This window comes from Arthrobacter sp. 35/47 (assembly GCF_000520475.1).
Classification (GTDB): Bacteria; Actinomycetota; Actinomycetes; order Actinomycetales; family Micrococcaceae; genus Arthrobacter_D; species Arthrobacter_D subterraneus.
This window is the reverse complement of the sequence record NZ_KI914586.1, coordinates 17,427-37,093: the sequence shown is the minus strand read 5'-3', so window position 1 is coordinate 37,093 and position 19,667 is coordinate 17,427. Positions and strand designations below refer to the sequence as shown.

The 19,667-nt window shown below is 65.4% G+C and carries 17 protein-coding genes; 10 read left to right on the top strand and 7 right to left on the bottom strand.

The window, feature by feature from the left end; translation table 11 throughout:
• The 3 genes from mnmA to X803_RS0104080 all read left to right on the top strand — a co-directional run.
• Window positions 1-1,081: tRNA 2-thiouridine(34) synthase MnmA (mnmA, locus tag X803_RS17670; protein ID WP_035777890.1), on the top strand; the 1,081-nt coding region annotated here is incomplete at its 5' end.
• A gap of 60 nt (window positions 1,082-1,141) precedes the next feature.
• Window positions 1,142-1,504 carry a chorismate mutase gene (locus X803_RS0104085; RefSeq protein ID WP_026544150.1) on the top strand — a complete coding sequence of 121 codons (363 nt, stop codon included), beginning with the start codon at window positions 1,142-1,144 and terminating at the stop codon, window positions 1,502-1,504.
• A complete protein-coding gene (locus X803_RS0104080; RefSeq protein WP_051470457.1) occupies window positions 1,497-2,546 on the top strand; it encodes a uroporphyrinogen decarboxylase/cobalamine-independent methonine synthase family protein in 1,050 nt (349 codons plus the stop codon). The genes X803_RS0104085 and X803_RS0104080 overlap by 8 nt, the downstream gene beginning before the upstream one ends.
• A 30-nt stretch (window positions 2,547-2,576) precedes the next feature.
• Here X803_RS0104080 and X803_RS0104075 read toward each other — a convergent pair whose 3' ends face one another.
• The 6 genes from X803_RS0104075 to X803_RS17665 are packed head-to-tail and all read right to left on the bottom strand — an operon-like array spanning window position 2,577 to window position 8,805.
• Complete coding sequence (locus tag X803_RS0104075; protein WP_026544148.1) at window positions 2,577-3,251, bottom strand: DUF4166 domain-containing protein; 675 nt, start codon at window positions 3,249-3,251, stop codon at window positions 2,577-2,579.
• 48 nt (window positions 3,252-3,299) lie between these two features.
• Complete coding sequence (locus X803_RS0104070) at window positions 3,300-4,592, bottom strand: DUF58 domain-containing protein (protein ID WP_026544147.1); 1,293 nt, start codon at window positions 4,590-4,592, stop codon at window positions 3,300-3,302.
• Window positions 4,593-4,608: 16 nt separating this feature from the next.
• Window positions 4,609-5,658 carry an AAA family ATPase gene (locus X803_RS0104065; protein WP_084033363.1) on the bottom strand — a complete coding sequence of 350 codons (1,050 nt, stop codon included), beginning with the start codon at window positions 5,656-5,658 and terminating at the stop codon, window positions 4,609-4,611.
• Window positions 5,655-6,899, bottom strand: coding sequence for a DUF4350 domain-containing protein (locus X803_RS0104060; protein WP_084033361.1), 1,245 nt, complete (start codon window positions 6,897-6,899; stop codon window positions 5,655-5,657). The genes X803_RS0104065 and X803_RS0104060 overlap by 4 nt, the downstream gene beginning before the upstream one ends.
• Complete coding sequence (locus X803_RS0104055; protein ID WP_051470433.1) at window positions 6,896-7,573, bottom strand: DUF4129 domain-containing protein; 678 nt, start codon at window positions 7,571-7,573, stop codon at window positions 6,896-6,898. The genes X803_RS0104060 and X803_RS0104055 overlap by 4 nt, the downstream gene beginning before the upstream one ends.
• 5 nt (window positions 7,574-7,578) lie before the next feature.
• On the bottom strand, window positions 7,579-8,805 hold the full coding sequence (locus X803_RS17665) for a DUF7847 domain-containing protein (RefSeq protein WP_051470432.1): 1,227 nt from the start codon (window positions 8,803-8,805) through the stop codon (window positions 7,579-7,581).
• A gap of 289 nt (window positions 8,806-9,094) precedes the next feature.
• On the opposite strand from X803_RS17665, the gene mtrA reads away from it, so the two are divergent.
• The 7 genes from mtrA (at window position 9,095) to secA (ending at window position 19,103) form a co-directional block, all read left to right on the top strand.
• Window positions 9,095-9,772: an MtrAB system response regulator MtrA gene (gene mtrA, locus X803_RS0104045; protein WP_026544143.1), complete on the top strand. Its 678-nt coding sequence runs from the start codon at window positions 9,095-9,097 to the stop codon at window positions 9,770-9,772.
• Window positions 9,773-9,779: 7 nt separating this feature from the next.
• Window positions 9,780-11,489 carry an MtrAB system histidine kinase MtrB gene (gene mtrB, locus X803_RS0104040; RefSeq protein WP_245702630.1) on the top strand — a complete coding sequence of 570 codons (1,710 nt, stop codon included), beginning with the start codon at window positions 9,780-9,782 and terminating at the stop codon, window positions 11,487-11,489.
• A complete protein-coding gene (locus tag X803_RS0104035; protein ID WP_026544141.1) occupies window positions 11,486-13,180 on the top strand; it encodes an LpqB family beta-propeller domain-containing protein in 1,695 nt (564 codons plus the stop codon). The genes mtrB and X803_RS0104035 overlap by 4 nt, the downstream gene beginning before the upstream one ends.
• An 86-nt stretch (window positions 13,181-13,266) precedes the next feature.
• Window positions 13,267-14,115 (top strand): ComF family protein, encoded by an 849-nt coding sequence (locus X803_RS17660; RefSeq protein ID WP_051470431.1) that lies wholly within the window; start codon window positions 13,267-13,269, stop codon window positions 14,113-14,115.
• Window positions 14,116-14,323: 208 nt separating this feature from the next.
• Window positions 14,324-15,043, top strand: coding sequence for a ribosome hibernation-promoting factor, HPF/YfiA family (raiA, locus tag X803_RS0104025; protein ID WP_026544140.1), 720 nt, complete (start codon window positions 14,324-14,326; stop codon window positions 15,041-15,043).
• Between the two features lie 27 nt (window positions 15,044-15,070).
• Window positions 15,071-16,387, top strand: coding sequence for a winged helix-turn-helix domain-containing protein (locus X803_RS17655; RefSeq protein WP_084033357.1), 1,317 nt, complete (start codon window positions 15,071-15,073; stop codon window positions 16,385-16,387).
• Window positions 16,371-19,103 carry a preprotein translocase subunit SecA gene (gene secA, locus X803_RS0104015; protein WP_026544139.1) on the top strand — a complete coding sequence of 911 codons (2,733 nt, stop codon included), beginning with the start codon at window positions 16,371-16,373 and terminating at the stop codon, window positions 19,101-19,103. Before X803_RS17655 ends, secA begins: the two co-directional genes overlap by 17 nt.
• Window positions 19,104-19,133: 30 nt before the next feature.
• Here secA and X803_RS21745 read toward each other — a convergent pair whose 3' ends face one another.
• Window positions 19,134-19,661, bottom strand: a complete 528-nt coding sequence (locus X803_RS21745) for an Rv3235 family protein (protein ID WP_156929958.1) — start codon at window positions 19,659-19,661, stop codon at window positions 19,134-19,136.
• Window positions 19,662-19,667: the final 6 nt, after the last annotated feature.

Below are 19,667 nucleotides of genomic sequence, written 5' to 3'. Positions count from 1 at the left end.
CGTCGAGGCGGGCCACGACGTCGTCGGAGTGCATCTGGCGCTCTCCCGCATGCCGGGCACCCTGCGCACCGGGAGCCGCGGATGCTGCACTATCGAGGACAGCCGGGACGCCTGGCGGGCCTGCGACATCCTCGGCATTCCGTACTATGTCTGGGACTTTTCGGAGCGGTTCAAGGAAGACGTGGTGGACGACTTCATTGCCGAGTACGCCGCCGGACGCACCCCGAACCCGTGCATGCGCTGCAATGAGCGCATCAAGTTCGCCGCCCTGCTCGAGAAGGCACTCGCCCTCGGTTTCGATGCCGTCTGTACCGGGCACTACGCGAAGGTCATCGAGAACGCTGACGGCAGCCGCGAACTGCACCGTGCGGCGGACTGGGCCAAGGACCAGTCCTACGTGCTCGGAGTGCTGACGCATGAGCAGCTGAAGCACTCCATGTTCCCGCTCGCTGAGACACCGTCCAAGGCGGAAGTACGGGCAGAAGCGGAGCGGCGGGGACTCTCGGTCGCCAACAAGCCTGACAGCCATGACATCTGCTTCATTCCCGACGGCGACACCCGGGGCTGGCTGGAAGAGCGGATTGAGCTGACCGAGGGGAATATCGTCGATGTTGACGGTGAGACGATCGGCACCCACCCGGGCGCCAACGCGTTCACTGTGGGCCAGCGGAAGGGCCTCAAGCTCGGACGCCCCGCTCCGGACGGCAAGCCCCGGTTTGTCCTGGAGATCCGTCCGAAGGAAAACACCGTGGTGGTGGGCCCCGAACGGATGCTCGCGGTTGACCAGCTACGCGGCATCAAGGTGTCCTGGGCAGGCGTGCCCATTCCCGCCGTCGACACCGGCGAGGAATTCGACTGCATGGCGCAGGTGCGCGCCCACGGTGATCCGGTTGACGCGCGCGCCCACGTCGAGAGGGACGAGGACGGCCGCGAGAACCTGGTGGTGCGGCTCATCGAACCGATGCGCGGGGTCGCTCCCGGACAGACCGTGGTCATCTACCAGGGCACCCGGGTGCTCGGCCAGGCGACCCTGGATTCGGCCCGTTCCCTGGAGCGCCCGGATCTGGCACCGGCGCGTTAGCACCCGGCCGGTTCCGGACACAATGCGTTGTGCCCCTGCGCAGTCTGCTTAACTGGAACCATGACTGAGAACACCGGCCGTTTTGATCCCTCAGCGAGCTCCCTCGCAGGCGAAGTTGATCCCGCAGTCATGGAGGAGCTTCTCTCAGTCCGGGGCAGCATCGACAACATCGACGCCACGCTGGTCTATCTGCTTGCCGAGCGGTTCAAGGCCACCCAGCGGGTGGGCCACCTGAAGGCCGAACACAAACTGCCGCCCGCGGACCCCGACCGCGAGGCAGCGCAGATCGCCCGGCTGCGTGCACTCGCGGAGGAAGCGAACCTCGACCCGGCGTTCGCGGAAAAATTCCTGAACTTCATCATTTCCGAGGTCATCCGCCATCACCAGGACATCTCACAGAACCATGTCGCGCGTGATGCCTGACGGCGCCCGGTCCGACTCCGTCTTGCCTGACTCCGGGGCAGTGACCGTCACGGCGCTCGGGGACTGGCCCGGTCAGGACCCTGTCGAAGCGCTCCGGGTCATCCGCGGTGAACTCGGCAGCCCCAACCTTCCCTTCCTGCCTTCCCTGCCTGAACGGGGAGCAGGAAGCGATGAGATCGGCAGGACTGCGGCGTTACTGGCGGAACTGCCCGTAGACCTTCAGCCCCACGGCTGGAGGCTGGTGGACCGACCCGGAAAGGATCTCCGGCGGGCGGTCTCCGCGCTGTCCACGGATGTCAACGTCCTCGCCGACCTCGTGGGCGAGGAAGAACGTCCCGCAGACGCGCTCAAGGTTCACTGCCGGGGACCGCTGTCGCTCGCCGCGAACCTGCACCTGCACAACGGTGAACGCGCCCTCATCGATTATGGGGCACGGCGCGATCTCCGCGACGCGCTCCTTGACGGCGTCGCATCGCTACTGCACCGCGCGGCCGCCGCCAGTCCGGGAGCGAAACTCACGCTGCAGCTGGACGAACCGGAGATCGCAGGCGTGCTGGGCGGCGGCATACCCACCGCGAGCGGGTACCGAACCCTGCGCGCCGTACCGGAACAGGAGGCTGTGGAGGCCTGGACGCTTCTGGCTGAGGGCGCCCGCAGCGCGGGAGCATCCGCGGTTGTGCTGTCATTCCGCACGCCGGAACAGCTTGCCCTCGTGCAGCGGGTGCCCGGGGTGGGGGTTGCTGTTCCGGCCGGCGGTGTATCCACCAGTCAGTGGGAGACCCTCGCCGAACTGATCGAAGGAGGCAGGACCCTCTGGGCCGGTGTGCGGTTTGCCGGAGGCAGTGCTCCCCGGGTGCAGGAGACAGCCGACGTGCTGCTGCGGCCCTGGCGCGGGATCGGACTGGCATTGGACTCACTCGGTGCCGTCCGGCTGGTACCCGCTGACGGATTGTCCGAACATGGGCCGGACCACGCGCGGAGGGTCCTGGCGCACCTCCATCAGAGCGCCGATGCCCTCAACCAGGCGATCGCGGACGCCTGAGGCGCAGCCTCCCCTCAAGTGCGCCGCCGCTCAAGTGCGCCGTTCCCAACGTGCCGGCGCTGCATGCCCGGGCAGCCCGCCGTCGTACCCGGTGAGCTCATAGGTAAACCAGCCGGCGTAGACGAGTACCGGACCGAGCTGCCTGTGCAGCACGTTGGTCTTGATGCGGAAGCGGCCCTCATCCTCGTCCCACCACTGCTCCATGTAGGCCTGGGCACCGACGACGTCGGGCAGCGGCAGCCTGAGCGGCCCGGCAAACAGGCGGGTGGCGGACGAGATCATCCGCATGCGCCCGTTGGCTGTTACTTCACAGGTCAGGGCCGTGGCCATGCGGCGATGGGCACCCAGGTAGTCGACCAACCGGTCCCCGGTCCACGACGTGGTGTCCTCGAAAACCCGTGTAGCGTTGCTGAAGGAAATTTCACGCCGTGCGGTCAGGGAGGGCCTGCCGAACGGGTCGCGGTGCGCCCAATTGCGCACGGTGAAGTCCACGTTGTTTTCGTATTCCGGGAAGAACGAGTTTTCCTTTGCAGCGAGTGCGAACAACGGACGCAGGAGTGGGACAGGCGCGCCGGCGACGTCGAACGTGCCCTGTCCGGTTCCGTACACCTTCGAATCCTCGTGGAGGCCGAAATACTCCTGAAGTTCAGGTTGCAGGCGGCTGAACCCGGCGCCGAGGGCCCGCTGGTAGATCGAGGCTGTCATGTTTTCTCCTGGAGGTGGGCTGGTACAGGTGATTCGGTGCCGACGCTGTCACAGCCTGCCCGCGGCCTTCAGACGGATGTAGAGATCAGCCAGCCGGGACGGAAGCTCATGCGGGGGCTCATCCACAACCTCCGCGCCGAGCCGGTGAATCCGCTCCTTGATGGCGGCCCGGTCCAGGAGGGCGCGTTCCGCTGCGGCCGCACGGTAGGCTTCCGCCGCCGTGCCGCGCCGGTGGCGCAGCTCGTCAAGGTGCGGGTCGCGGACCGACGCCACCACCACCACATGCTGGGAGGTGAGCGAGGGAAGCATGGGCAGCAGCCCTTCCTCCACGGCACCTGAGTCGAGTGCGGTCAGGAGTACCACCAGGCTGCGATGGGCCGAAATGGAGCGCACCTGTGCGGGGATGCGCGAGAAGTCGGCTTCGATCAGCTCGGAGTCGAGGGGAGCCATCGCCGTGACGAGGGCCGCGAGGAGGTTGCCTTTACCCGCTGACTGGACCCGGGCACGCTGACGGCGGTCGAAGGCCAGGAAGTCCACACGATCACCGCCGCGCTGGGCCAGCACCGCGAGGAGGAGCGAGGCCTCGATCCCTGTGTCCAGGCGGGGTTCGTCCTCGATGCGGGCCGCCGAAGTCCGCGACGTGTCCAGCACGATCACCACCCTGCGGTCCCGTTCGGGCCGCCAGGTGCGGACAACGGTATCGCGTCGCCGCGCGGAGGCACGCCAGTCGATCGACCGGACGTCGTCTCCGCGAACGTAGTCGCGCAGCGAGTCGAATTCGGTTCCGGCGCCCCGGATCTGCACTGCTGCCCGTCCGTCGAGTTCGCGCAGGCGGCGCAGTTTGGAGGGCAGCAGCCGCTTGGAATGGAACGGCGGCAGGACGCGCAGCATACCTGGCGCAGGAACGGTGAGTTGGCGTGCGGCCAGACCCAGGGGGCCCGCGCTCCGGATGGTCACATGGTGCACCCGCAGGTCGCCGCGGCGGCGGGGAACAAGCTGTACCGACACGCTGCGGCCCTCTCCGGCGGGAACGCGCAGGTGGTGTACCGGGTTGTGCGCGCCCGCGGACGGCTGCCAGCCTTCACGGATCCAGCCCCGGAACGGACGCCGGGAATGGTTCCGCACGGTGAGCGTGCTGATGGTCCGCTCAGTCAGCCGCACTGTCTCGGGCAGCTGGCGCTGGACCCCGACCGCACGCGGGGAGGCCGCGAGCAGGAGGTCCAGCGCGGAGCCGAGAACCAGCAAAGCTGCCCACACGGTGATGGAGGCAGGGCCGGGGTAGAGGAGCACCGGGACAACGCCGAGGAGCGCAAGGAGGACGAGGCGGCCGGTAACGCTCATGCTGCGAAGCCCATTGCTACCTCGGCACGGGAACGGTGCTGAGGATGTTACCCAGGACGTTGTCGACGCTGAGTCCGTCCATCTGCGCCTCAGGACGCAGGGCCACGCGGTGCCGCAGGGCGGGCATGGCCAGTGCCTTCACATCATCCGGGGTGACAAAGTCACGGCCGGAGAGCCACGCCCAGGCTCGCGAGGTATTCAGCAGGGCCGTCGCGCCCCGGGGAGAGACCCCGAGCTGGAACGACGGCGCGGAACGCGTTGCGCGCACCACGTCGACGATGTATCCGAGCACTTCGGGAGCAACACCCACCCGGTGTACTGCGTGCCGTGCCGCTGCGAGGTCCCGTTCGCCCGCGACGGCTGTCACTCCGGCGTCGTCGAGGTTACGCGGATCGAACCCGGCGCTGTGCCGGCGCACCACCTCAATCTCATCGTCCCGCCCGGGCAGGGGAAGGGTGAGCTTGAGCAGGAATCGGTCCAGCTGCGCTTCCGGGAGCGGGTAGGTGCCTTCGTATTCCACCGGGTTCTGGGTGGCGGCAACAATGAACGGCTCCGGCAAGGGGCGCGTCACGCCGTCCACTGACACCTGCCTTTCCTCCATCGCTTCCAGCAGCGCCGCCTGGGTTTTCGGAGGCGTGCGGTTGATCTCATCGGCGAGGAGGATGTTGGTGAAGACCGGACCTTCCCGGAAGGTGAACTCGGCGGTACGGGATTCGAATATGAGGGAGCCCGTCACGTCCCCGGGCATGAGGTCCGGCGTGAACTGTACCCGCTTGGTGTCAAGGCTGAGGGCGGCGGACATGCTGCGGACCAGCAGTGTCTTCGCCACCCCGGGAACACCTTCCAGAAGGACATGCCCCCTCGCCAGCAGGGCAATGAGCATCCCTGTCACTGCTGCGTCCTGCCCGACGACGGCCTTGGCCACTTCCCTGCGCACTGCAACGAGGGCACTGCGGGCCGGATCTGTCGGATGGGTGTGGGCGGACACCGCTGAGCCTGCCTCGGCACGGCCTTCAGCCGTCTGGTGCTCAGCTGGTGCCGGCTGATGCGGGTGTTGCTGGTTCATGGACGAAGAATCTCCTGTTCGAGTTTTTCCAGTTCCTGGCTCCATTGCACCAGTTGTGCGTCGGAGGAGGGAGTGTAGGAGTTGAGCAGCCGGTCGAGGTCGGTGTAGTCACGGGTGGTCCTTCGGCCGGCCGCCTCGACGACCGATGAACGCGGGCCGTCCGGCGGTATGCGCAGGGCAGCGGCGAGGCGGATCAGGGTCGCTGACCTCAGCGTTTCGGCGGCATGTGCCACAGCGCCGGCGTCCTGGTACAGGCGCGCCCTGCCGGCAGCGGTTTCAGCGGAGCGGACGACGACGGGAAGCGGTTCGGCGACCAGCGGGCCCAGACGCCGGCCGCGCCACAGAATGGCGATCAGCGCTGTCACGAGCAGCCAGAACATCAGGGGATCCACGAAACCCGGCAGCAGGCTCCGGGGATCAACCGGCCCGGATGTGACTGCAAGGTCCTCAGCCGTGGGCTGGTACCAGACCAGTGTTGGAGTGCTTCCCAGGACGCGCAGCGTCAGCGCGGCGTTCCCCTCATCATCGATGAGGCCGTTGCTCATGATTGCTCCGTGCCCCAGCACGGCCACGGTTTCATCAGCTGTGGTGACAAAAATGCCGGCGGGATTGGCGCCGTCGTCCTGGGGGAGGGGAAAGCAGGTCCCCGGGCCGCGGTAGGACAATCCGCCCGCGCTCACTTCCGCGGCGGCGCGTGCGTCCGGGTTTGCGCAGTCCGCCGGGAGCGGTTCTTCAGATCCTGCGGGGACCACTCCGGCGGAACGAACGCCGTCAGCAAGTTCGGTCAGCGCGGCAAGTCCAGGCTCCACCAGGACGGTCCGATCCGCGAGGCCGCCACCAAGGGCAGCAAGCTGTTCGGCGCTCAACCAGGAATCGGGGTCGTGCAGGAGCAGTGTGTCATCCGGCCCCTGCAACGCGTCCACCGCATCGTCGAATGATTCTGCGCGGACCACGTCGACGCCACTGCGTCCCAGGACCTCTGCTGCTGCCCGGGCGCCCTCCGGCGCGGGGTTCTCCGGGGACAGCGGCTCCCGTTCTCCGGATCCAGCGGCCAGCGCGCCGATCAGGACCGCAGTACCGAGCAGGACGCCAAGGATGATCCAGCTGCGGGCACGCCCCAGCCTGTCGAGGATGGTGGAGCGGAAGCTTCCGCCGTCGCCTACTATTTCCCCTGCGGTCGCTGCGGTTCCGGTACCGGTGGACAGGGCCTCGGGCGGGCTGGTGGGCATAGGGGCTGTCATACCGGCGCCGCCCAGTGTGCGCTGCCTGCCTGCCGGCGGGGCTGGGTGTGCTGCAGTTCCAGGTCCAGTTCCGCGGCTCGCCGGTAATCGGGCTGGCCGGCCGGACGGGAACCGTAGTGCACCTCATTGAAGCGCTCCGCCAGCCAGTGAAGTTCATCCGACTGGGCGGCAAACAGATCCTGCAGCCGGTGGGCCACCTCGACGGCGGTTCGTCCGGCCTGCTCGTCGAGGATCATGCGTTCTTCGGCGGCGCGGGTAATGGCGCGGAAACGTTCGGTGAGTGCCTCATCCCACTTCCCGGTGCGGGCGGCAGCCTCTGCGGTGTCCCGATGCGCCTGCGCTGAAAGGCTCGACTGGGCAGGGAAAACCGTTGGATCAGGGCGTCTTACGGCGTTGAGCCGTGGTTTGATCAGGAGCACAGCCACAGCGATGACGACGCCGGCGCCCACCGCGAGCAGAATGGTCCCCACTCCTGCGTCAACACTTCTGATCTGGCGCAGGAGCTCACCGAGCCAGGTCAGGACGGCTGTCCAGGCGCGTTCAAGGAGTGAGGGTTCGGCCTGCCGGTAGACGCCCTTGGCGAGTTCATCCTGGAGCAGTCGGCGGGCCTCATCGGCTTCGGGCTGCACGGGCACGGCGGCAGGCAGCCGGAACAGCGGTTGGGCGTGGTGCACCGGCGTCAGTCTCCTGGCCGGTTCTGGGGCGGCGCGTCCCCCGGGTGGCCGAACTGTCCGCCGGCCGACTGCCCGGGAATGGGGGAGTAGGCGCCGTGCGCGCGCGCCTCGTTCTCGCGGAGCAGCACAATGTCGAAACCCTCCCGGCGAATCCGGAGGTCGACGTAGAGCAGTGCGGTGACGCCGGCCTGGAACGCAAAGCCGATGGCGGTGAAGACCGCAGTGACCGCCTGGACAACCAGGAGGACCGGCAAGGACTCAAGTAACGCCGCTTCGGTGCTGGCCGGCGTCGAGGTGAATGACCCGAAACCGAAGGCGAGGAAGGACACTGGAGCGGCCACCACCTGCGTGATGATCGAGACGATGATCGACGTGAGCACCAGGATTCCGAATGTCCGCCACCAGTTGCCGGTGGTGAGGGTCCAGGAGCGACGCAGTGCGGCAATGGGGCCGACCCCTTCAAGCATCAGGGCAGCCGGAGCCATCACCCATTTGATATTGAGCCAGACGGCGGCGGCCACCGCTGCCAGCACACCGATCACGACGATGGCAATGGCGGCGTCCTGGAGGGCGAGGGAGAGTCCGACGAGGATGAGGATGAGAACGGTGAGCGAAACGGTCCAGAGGAGGAAGAGCATCCCGCCCAGCCCCAGCAGGGGCAGAATCCTGGGACCGGCGAGTTTCCACAGCCCGGCGAAACCGGTTCGCTCATTGAGTACGGCCCGGGCAATGGGGATGATCAGCACACCCTGCAGGATGAGCACGCCGACGGAGGTCAGGAGGACGAGAACGGACCCGACGGAGAGTGCAGACGCCACGAGCCCGGTCATTTCCGCGGAGGAGGCGGTGACCGGGTCGAATGACGTGAGGGAGCCCGTCAGCCCCACGGTCAGGAGGACCGTGACGACGCCGACGATCACCTGGAACAGGATTGCCGTTCCAAAGGTTGAGAGGGGGTTGCGGCGGCAGGCCTGGAAGGCGCCGTCCAGTATTTCGCCCAACCCCAGCGGGCGCAGCGGGATGATGCCGGGCTTGGGCGGTGCCTGATAGCCGTGAAACTGGCCGGGCGGTGGAGTCGGCCATCCCGGTTGCGCCTGGGGAGCCGGCTGCCCCTGCGGCCAGGGCTGGCCCTGGCCCCACTGCGGCTGAAGATTTTCCCCCCACTGCTGCGGCCCGGACGGGGGCTGCCACGGCCGATCCTCCGGTTTCCCTTCCGGGAAGTTCCCGCTCATGCTGATCCCCTTACCCTGGTGTGCCGCCGGATGCCCGCTTGATCCGGTGCCGGCTCCTTCAGGCCCGGACGTACCAGGCCCCTCCGCTACCTACACGCTGAACTATAGTTACCGGCTCTGACGTTTCTGCCGGGGCTCTGTGCTTCCATTGTTCTCCATCGCCGGCGCTCCGGCGCACGTTGGCTGCGGGTCGCCCCGAAATAGTCCTCTAGGATGACAAAGGCACTTCGGCTGCGGGCATGGCGCGCGCTGATGCGACATCGCTGGGGCAATGGGAGATTATGGGGATATGAAGGCACGCATTCTGGTCATAGACGACGACGAGGCACTGGCTGAGATGATAGGCATCGTTCTGCGCAACGATGGCTTCGACCCGGTGTTCTGTGCCGATGGAGCACAGGCGGTCGAAGTCTTTCGGGCGACCAAGCCGGATCTTGTCCTCCTGGACCTGATGCTTCCGGGTATCGACGGTATCGAGGTGTGCCGGCAGATCCGCAATGAATCGGACCTGCCCATCGTGATGCTGACCGCCAAATCGGATACGTCCGACGTCGTCCGCGGTCTGGAGTCAGGGGCGGATGACTACGTACCGAAGCCGTTCAAGCCGGCAGAACTTGTGGCGCGCGTCCGAGCCCGTCTGCGTCCCGGTGACCAGAAGGCACCTGAAACGCTCCGCATCGGCGAGGTGAGCATCGATGTGGCGGGACACTCGGTCACCCGGTCTGGGGAGCCGATCTCACTGACACCGCTGGAATTCGACCTGCTGGTTGCCCTCGCGCGGAAGCCGTGGCAGGTCTTCACCCGGGAGCTGCTGCTGGAACAGGTATGGGGCTACAGGCACGCCGCGGACACCCGGCTCGTTAATGTTCACGTACAGCGGCTACGGTCCAAGATCGAGCGGGATCCTGAAGCTCCCGAAATCGTACTGACGGTTCGCGGCGTCGGATATAAGGCAGGACAAGCATAAGTTGGAAGTGCGGGCAGGCCAGTCTCTGAGCTCGGCGTCCCAGGGCGCCGCGCAGGGTTGGCGGTGGGTCCGGTCCGTCACGGCGCAGGTAGCGCGGCGCTGGCGTCGATCACTACTGTTCCGGACTGTCACCTCCACCCTGGTCCTCACCGCAGTCGCGCTCATGGCGGTGGGCGCGTTCCTCTCCAGCCAGATCGCCAACGGGCTGTACCAGGAGAGACTGGACCAGTTCAAGGCCGAGGCAAGCGCAGGCCTGAGCGAGGTTCGGGAGATCTTCGCCCAGACATCCGTGACCGACCGGGAGTCCACAGCGCAGCTGGTCCGTGACACACTCCCCAGCCTTGAGGGTGGGGGTGCCGACGCGCCGCGGCAGTTCATGCTCAAGGGCGTACCGGGGCAGGAAAGCATCTTCGTGTCGCCCTTTGCCAGCCCGGGACTGACGGAGTCCTCGGCCATTCCGGAAGCGCTCGCCGAGGCAGTGCGCAACGGCGACGATCAGTACTGGTCCCCGATCACGCTTGCCACCTCAGCCTCGGGGACCGAATTCAATGTGCCGGGCATCGCCTTCGGCACAAAAGTGACTCTCCCTCCGGAACAGACGGAGTACTCGCTGTACCTCATCTATGACCTCTCATCCATGCAGGCCACCCTGGACTACATCCACGGAGTTACCTGGATCGGGGGGACACTGCTGCTGGTGACCATCGGAGCCATCGTCTGGCTCGTCACACGGAGCGTGGTGGGGCCCGTCAGCCACGCCGCGCTGGTGTCGGAGAAACTGGCCGCGGGTCAACTGCAGGAGCGGATGGAGACGCAGGGAGAGGATGAAGTGGCCCGGCTCGGCGCGTCCTTCAACCACATGGCCGCGAGCCTCCAGGACCAGATCACCCAGTTGGCCCAGCTCTCCCAGATGCAGCAGCGGTTTGTCTCCGATGTTTCCCATGAGTTGAGGACGCCACTGACCACTGTCCGGATGGCAGCGGAAGTACTCCATGACGCACGCCAGGAGTTCGACCCGGTCAATCGCCGGTCGGCGGAAATCCTGTACAACCAGGTCGAGCGGTTCCAGGCCCTTCTCGCGGACCTGCTGGAAATTTCCCGCTTCGACGCCGGTGCTGCAGTTCTTGACGCCGAGCCCACCGATATCTTCCAGATCGTCCACCACGTCATCGACGGCGCGCGTCCCCTGGCGGAGAGCCACAAGTCGGACATCACGGTAATTTCCAACGAGTCAAAGTGCGTGGTTGACGTCGATCCCCGCCGGATCGACCGCATCCTGCGTAACCTCGTGGTCAATGCGCTGGAACACGGCGAAGGCAAACCGATCAACATTTACATCGCGTCCAACCCCGACGCCGTGGCGGTTGCCGTCCGTGACCACGGCATCGGCATGACCCCGCTGGATGCGGCCAGGGTTTTCGACCGGTTCTGGCGTGCGGACCCGGCCCGGGCACGCACCACCGGCGGCAGCGGACTGGGGCTCTCGATCGCCACTGAGGACGCACGGCTCCACGGCGCGTGGCTGCAGGCGTGGGGGTCACCGGGGGAAGGTTCCTGTTTCCGGCTCACGCTGCCGAAGCGCCGCGATTCCGTGCTGAAAGTGTCTCCCCTGCCGCTTCCCCCGCGACAGGCAGCGCTCCCGCCCGGTCCGGCCACGGCAACCACGACGCCGGACGCAGTGCCCACACTGCACAGCGCGGCTGGAGGGGAACGATGACCGCGGGCGTTATCGGGCGGATCGCTCCGCTCGTGATCCTGCTGCTCCTCCTGACCTCCTGCTCCTCCATACCGACGGCCGGGCCGGTGGGCACCATCGAGGCGACCGCCGAGGCTGAGACGGGTGCTCGATTTGTGAATAATCCGCCGCCCCCGCGGGAAGGCGCCCGGCCCGGGGAAATACTCAACGGCTTCCTCGTGGCAGGGATCGGCGTTTCGGACAACTACAGCGTGGCCCGGTCGTATCTCACTCCATCGCTCGCACAGACCTGGGCGCCGGAGCAGGAAATCACCATCTACCGCTCGGATTTCAAGATCAGCTCCACACCGACCGAAGGCGAGCTCCAGCTTCAGGTGGAAGTGGCGGGTTATATCGACGCGGCGGGAATCAGGCGCAACGTGGGGCCGGGCACCACGGAATCCATGACAGTCCGAATGGAGCAGGTGCAGGGAGAATGGCGCGTCGCCGAGATCCCGACCGGAATCATGATTTCCGCAGCGGATGCCGAGAACCTTCTCCAACCACATGAGCTTTACTACTACAGCAGCAGCTACCAGTACTGGGTTCCCGATGTGCGCTGGTTCGTGAACCGCCAGGGTATCGCCACCAATATCGTCAAGGCGCTGATCAACGGCCCGGCGCCTTACCTCCAGGGTGCCGTAACCAGCGCCTTCCCGGAAAACACAGCTCTTGCGGTTGAATCCGTCCCCATTGAATCGGGGACGGCGACGGTCGACTTCACGCAGGACATCCTCACCGCAACCGACAACCTGCGCCGCCAGCAGATGGAACAGCAGCTCCGGGTGACGCTGACGGGACTCAACACGGTGAACTCGGTGGAGCTGCGGGCGGGCCAGCCGATTCCGTATGACATTGATCCCGACCTGGTGCTGCCCGAACTGGACCCGGCCGTTCCCAGCAGGCAGATAGTGATCAGCGAGAATGAACTGGCCTTCTTCGAGGGCGGTCAGCTGTCTCCCGCAGCGGATGTGCCCTCCGTCGCCGGATTCGATCCGGTTGACCCGGCGATGTCCTATGACGGCAGGAACTTCGCATTCCTCAACGATGAACGGACCCGGCTCCTGGCAACCGGCGAGGGCCAGAACGTCCGAGCGGTGACGGCAGGATCGAACCTGACCCCACCGAGCTATGATCCCGCCAACTGGATCTGGACGGCGGGAACCTCCGACGGGCGCTCCTATGTGCGGGCGATCCCACCGGGGGGAAGTACCGACAACGCGATCGATGTCCTCGCGCCATGGCTGGGAAACCGGACGATCAGCGAGATCCGCATCTCCCGCGACGGGGCGCGGGCGCTCATCGTCGCCCAGCAGTCCGGGCAGAGCCAGCTGCTGTTGTCCGGTGTGAGCCGGAGCGAGGACGGCGTGCCCCAGACATTGAGCGATCCGATCTCGCTTAATCCGCCCGGGGCTGTGGACACAGCAAAGTGGGTTACCGAAACCTCCGTCGTCGTCGCGGATACCGCCACGGAGGGTTCGGTTACCGCCACACTCCTTCCTTTCGCTTCGGAGCCGGACGAGTTCCGTCCCCTCGCCGGTCTTCAGCACCTCAGCGCGGGCACCGGCCGTACCAATGTCTTCGCGCAGAGCGGAAACAGCATCTACGGCGTAGTGGGAAACACCTGGACGGATCAGGGCGTCACCGCGCGCGATCCTTCCTTTGCCGGCTGACGGTTCCTGACCTTATCCACAGACTGACCGGATCGCCGACGCCTCCGCGTCCGCTGTGACACGGTTGAGGCATGTGGAAGGCAGGGTTGGATCGACGCCTGGACGCTGTTCGCCTGCACCCCACGTGCGGCCGTCTGGAGGGCGCCCTGCACGAGTTCGGCTCCCTCATCCTTCCTACTGAATGCGTGGTGTGCGAGCTGCCTGATAGCTCCCTGTGCGCCGGGTGCGCGGCCACGCTGCGCCGAGCCACCGTCCGGCCGTTCCGCGCCGAGCATGGAGCAGAGGCGCTGCCGGAAGCGGTATGCGGGCTGGGTGCAGCCGGTCCCGACGCAGATGGTTTCAGCCCCCTCCCGGTGGTGGCAGCGGGCTCCTATGCCAGGGCCCTGTCGGCCGCACTGCTTGCTTTCAAGAACCACGGCCATACGGATATTGGCCGCTGGCTGCAGGCGGCGCTTGCCGGTGCGCTGCATGAGGCCAGAGGGACGCTCTGTGCGGAGGCCGCGGAAGTGCTGCTCGTTCCGGTTCCCGCGCGCGGTGCCTCGACCCGGCGTCGCGGCTATGATCCGTTGTCCTTGCTGCTCGGCGGATTGGACCGCAGGGCGGAACTGCCGGCGGGGACTTCGGTTGCGGCCGCCGTCAGGATCGGCTGGCGGCCGCGAACGGCCTGGACGCTCACTTCGGGCGGACGCACGCAAAAGGCGCTCGGCAGGCAGGGGAGGCGGCAGAACCTTGTGGGCAGCATGGAAGCCGCTCCGCTGATGCGGCTCATCAGCCCGGGCCGGGCCTGCCTCATTGTCGATGACGTACTCACCACCGGAGCGACCATCGCTGAAACCGCCCGGGTGCTCCGGAACGCCGGGGCTGTGGTTTCAGGCGCCGTGGTGATCGCGGCGACGCCGGCACCCCGTGGGAAGGAGAACGGCTCAGCCCGATAGACGTCCGTACCGGGGGATGTCCCAAGCATCCCGAAGAACGCCCGGAGCGATCCATCGAAAAAAACCGGCGGGTAGGGGTGAATTCAAACACTTGGTGAACTACCGTGAAGTATGGGTATCACAACGAAGACAGTTACCCATCGACAGCGGCTGGAAGGAGCTCATCCTCGGCCGCTGTTGTGTCACCTGAGCGATTTTGGAGGGCACTATGGAATTTATGATCAACGGACGAAACCTCGCAGTTTCTGACCGCTTCCGCGAATATGCGGAGGAAAAGATCGACAAAATCGAACAACTGGGGGACAAGGTTCAAAGGCTTGACGCGAAGGTCACCAAGGAGCCCAACGCACGTCAGGCAGACAGTGCGCTGACCGTGGAGCTCACGGTGATGCAGAGGGGGCCGATCATCCGGGCGGAAGCTTCCGCAGCGGACAAGTTCGCGGCATTCGACCTCGCGTACAGCAAACTGCTGGAGCGGCTCCGCCGCGCGCGGGACCGCCGCAAGGTGCATCACGGCAGGCACACACCCGTTGCGGTCAGGGAGGCGACCGCCACGCTGGAACCCGCGAGTACGGATCAACCGATCTATGCGGCGTCGTCCAACCACACCGGCAGCGCCGACACGGTCGACATGCCGAACTATGAGATCGACAATGACGTCCCTGCCGGCGATTCGCCCGTCCTGATTCGACGGAAGGTCTTCTCGGGAATCCCGATGAGCCTCGATGACGCAGTGGACAACATGGAGCTTGTCGGCCACGATTTCTACCTGTTCGTGGATTCACAGACTGGTGCACCGTCTGTTGTCTACCGGCGCCAGGGGTGGACCTACGGTGTCATCACCCTTGACGCGAAGTGCGCGGACGGGCCGGAAGACCCGCACGAAGAGCTCGTCGCCTACCGGGCACGGGAGGCAGCAACTGCGTAGTGCCTGACAGGAATCTATGATCAGGCAATGACCTATTCCCTCACCCGCCACCAGGCACGCCGGATCGCGCTGGAGGCGCAGGGACTGGCACGGGAGCGGCCCACCAGATCACCGGGAACCCGGGAGGTGGGCCGCACCCTTGCCCGGCTTCAGCTTCTGCAGATCGATTCCGTCAACGTGCTGGCCCGCAGCCACTACCTACCGTTGTTCGCGCGCCTGGGTGTCTACGACCGAACCCTCCTGGACCGTTTCTCATCCAGGGGCCCGCGCCGCCTGGTGGAGTATTGGGCACATGAGGCATCCCTGGTTCTGCCGGAGCTCTTTCCCTACCTCGTCTCAACCCAGACCCGAAAATGGGCGGGCGCCGCTTCGCTGCCCGAGGAGGTGAGGGATTCCCTCGCCAGCCGCATTCTTGATCTGCTCGCGAGGAGCCGACCCCTGACCGCAGCGCAGGTACAGGAACGTATCGGCCACATCGAGCAGAGGACGACAGATCAGTGGGGGTGGAACTGGAGCTCGGCGAAAAGGGTCCTCGAGGACCTCTTCCAACGTGGATTGGTCTCGTCTGCGGGGAGAACCGCGCAGTTCGAGCGGCGTTACGCACTGACGGAAAAAGTCTTGCCCGATCCGCGGGCCGCCCAGCTTGAAGTCCCCGCTGCCGAAGCGTATCTCCACCTGGCAGAATGCGCTGCCAGGGCCATCGGGGTCGGAACCGTCCGCTGTATTGCTGACTACTTCCGCCTCCCGATGAAGGCTACCGATGAAGCACTATCCGTCCTCGTCCAGCGCGGCACCCTCATTCCCGTCACGATCGACCGGTGGAACCAGCCCGCCTACCGCTATGCCGGCTCGGTGCTCCCGAGGGCAGCCACGGGAAGGGCGCTGCTGAGTCCTTTTGACTCTGCCGTTTTCGAGCGCCGGCGGCTGGAGAACCTGTTTGAATTCCACTACCGCATCGAGATCTATACTCCGGCGGGAAAGCGCAGGTATGGCTACTATGTGTTGCCGTTCCTCCTGCGCGACTGCATGGCCGCGCGGGTCGACCTCAAGGCGGACCGTGCCCAGAACCGCCTGGTCGTGCGCGGCGCATACGGTGAGTCTTCAGCACCGGCGGACACCGCCGTCGAGCTGGCCGCGGAGCTGGTGCTGATGGCTGACTGGTTGGGCCTGGAGCGCATCGATGTCGAACCCAAGGGGGATCTCGCAGGCGAGGTCGCCGCGCATCTGGCCGGCGAGTTTGGCCGGGAACTAAATCGGGGGACAGGACGTCTCTCACGTAGACTGAACCCGCCAGTAAACGGCGTACCTAGATTGGGAGCAAATACCAGTGCCATCACTTCTTGAACGAGTCCTTCGTACCGGCGATAAGAAGACACTGAAGCAACTCCGCAACTACGCCGATGCGATCAATGTACTGGAAGACGAATTCCGGGGCCTCAGCGACGAGGAGCTGCGCGGCGAAACCGACAAGTTGAAGAAGCGCTACCAGGAGGGCGAGACCCTTGAGGCGCTCCTGCCGGAGGCATTCGCCGCGGTAAGGGAAGCCTCGGCACGTACCCTCGGCCTGCGTCACTTCGACGTGCAGCTGATGGGCGGCGCGGCCCTGCATCTTGGGAATATCGCCGAGATGAAGACCGGTGAGGGTAAAACCCTGGTGGCTACCGCGCCGGCCTATCTGAACGCACTCACGGGCAACGGCGTCCATGTAGTGACCACCAACGATTACCTCGCGGAGTATCAGTCCGATCTGATGGGTCGTGTGTTCCGCTTCCTCGGGCTCAGCTGCGGCTGCATTCTGTCAAAACAGGACCCGGCGACGCGCCGCGCCCAGTACGCTGCGGACATCACCTACGGAACAAACAACGAGTTCGGATTCGACTACCTCCGTGACAACATGGCCTGGAGCGCAAACGAACTGGTGCAGCGCGGACACAATTTCGCCATTGTGGACGAGGTCGACTCCATCCTGATCGATGAGGCCCGTACGCCGCTCATCATCTCCGGACAGGCTTCCGGGGACGTGAATCGCTGGTACACCGAGTTTTCCAAGGTTGTCACCCGTCTGACCCGCGACACCGACTATGAAGTCGATGAAAAGAAGCGCACGGTGGGTGTGCTCGAGAGCGGTATCGAGAAGGTCGAGGACTACCTTGGCATCCATAACCTCTACGAATCCGCCAACACACCCCTGATCGGCTTCCTTAATAACGCAATCAAGGCGAAGGAACTCTTCAAGAGGGACAAGGACTACGTTGTCCTGAACGGCGAGGTCATGATCGTGGATGAACATACCGGACGTATTCTCGCCGGCCGTCGTTACAACGAGGGAATGCACCAGGCGATCGAGGCCAAGGAAGGCGTGGAGATCAAGGCCGAGAACCAGACGCTTGCCACGGTAACCCTTCAGAACTATTTCCGCCTGTACGACAAGCTGTCCGGCATGACCGGCACAGCCGAGACGGAAGCTGCCGAGTTCATGGGCACCTACAAGCTCGGCGTAGTTCCCATCCCCACCAACCGGCCGATGATCCGGGAAGACCGTTCCGACCTCATCTACAAGAACGAGGTGGCGAAATTCGACGCGGTCGTCAAGGACATCGTCGAACGGCACGAGAAAGGTCAGCCGGTTCTTGTCGGCACCACGTCCGTCGAGAAGAGCGAGTACCTGTCGAAGCAGCTCGCGAAGGCCGGCATCAGGCACGAAGTACTGAACGCGAAGAACCATGCCCGCGAGGCCGCGATCGTGGCCCAGGCCGGCCGCAAAGGTGCGGTCACCGTGGCAACGAACATGGCCGGTCGTGGAACGGACATCATGCTCGGTGGAAACGCTGAATTCAACGCTGTGGCCGCAATGGAAAAGAAGGGGCTTCACCCGGCCGAGAGCCCTGAGGAATACGAGGCGGAATGGCCCAACGCGCTCGCTGCCGCGAAGGAGGCAGTGGAGGCCGAGCAGCAGGAAGTACGCGACCTCGGTGGGCTGTATGTGCTCGGCACCGAGAGGCACGAATCACGGCGCATTGACAACCAGCTCAGGGGCCGTTCCGGCCGGCAGGGAGACCCGGGAGCGTCCCGCTTCTACCTGTCGCTCACCGATGACCTCATGCGTCTGTTCAACTCCGGTGCGGCGGAGCGCATCATGAACAGTTCCTCGATGCCTGACGATGTCGCACTGGAGTCGAAGATGGTCTCCAAGGCGATCGAGAACGCGCAGGGGCAGGTTGAGGGCCGCAATGCCGAGCAGCGCAAGAACGTCCTGAAGTACGACGACGTCCTGAACAGGCAGCGCGAGGCGATCTACAGCGATCGCAGACGCATTCTTGAGGGTGATGACCTGCATGAGAAGGTCGAGCACTTCCTGGAGGATGTCGTCACGGCCATGGTCGATGAAGCGACCGCCCAGGGACACGGCGATGACTGGGACTACGAACAGCTGTGGACCAACCTGAAGACGCTCTACCCAATCAGCCTCACGATCGATGAGGTGCTGGAGGAAGCCGGAGGAAAGCCGAAGGTCACTCGCGACTTCCTCCATGCGGAGATTCTTTCGGATGCGAAGGTTGCGTATAAGCAGCGCGAGGAGGCGCTTGGCGAGAGGTCGATGCGTGAACTCGAGCGACGGGTCGTGCTTTCAGTCATCGGCAGGAAGTGGCAGGAGCACCTCTACGAGATGGATTACCTCAAGGAGGGCATCGGGCTGCGTGCCATGGCACAGCGTGATCCGCTCGTTGAGTATCAGCGTGAGGGCTTTGTGCTTTTCCAGGCGATGATGGAGGCCATCCGCGAGGAGAGCATCGGCTATATCTTCAACCTCGACGTTGAAGTGGCCCCCGCGCAGAAGGCAGGCCTGCCGGGCGTTGCCGATGGGCGGGGCCTGGTTGATACGCCGATCATCAAGGCGGCGGGACTCGAAGAGCCCGAGCGTCCGGCCAGCCTGGCCTTCACCGCCCCCAACGCGCAGGGCGGCGTCGAAACCCGGGTTGAGCGTCGTCGCAGCGAATCGGACGCGGAGAAGGGAACCCGCGCCGAGCAGCGATCATCGGCGAAGCGTCGGCGCAAGTAGCTGCGCCGACTCGGTAGCATCTGCATGGCCTCAGCCGATCTGGAGTTCGGTCACGCGCCACTGTCCGCGTAGACGTTCGATTCTGAGCGCTATTGCCCGGGCGCGCTTTTGCTCGGCGGCGACCACCGAACCCTCGAAGATGTTCGGCGTGATGGGACAGATACGGACCGACCGGATAATGACGTTGCGGTGGAGCCGTAGAGCGTTGCCCGTAGCGGCGCCGCCGTGGGATTCGTGAATGCTGCGGATCAGGTTGGACCGCAACTGAAGGCGTTCGTAGCTGCGGGCGTCGAGCAGCCTGGACATCTGTTGCAAGGGTCTCGTTCCGCCCAGAACCTCCAGCGCTCCGCGGGCTACCCTGCGCGCGACTGCCTCGACTTCAGGCGGGATCTCGGGTACCGGGCTCGGAGCCGGAGGACGAGCGAGCGGCAGCACAGTTGCGGTCTGCTCTCGGGCGGCGGACACTGCGGCGGAAACCGGGACCGGCCTTGGCGCGCCGCTGACGCGTGCCAGCTCGGTTGCGCCGGATGCCGGGCGCACGTGGGAAAGGGGGCTCACGGGTAT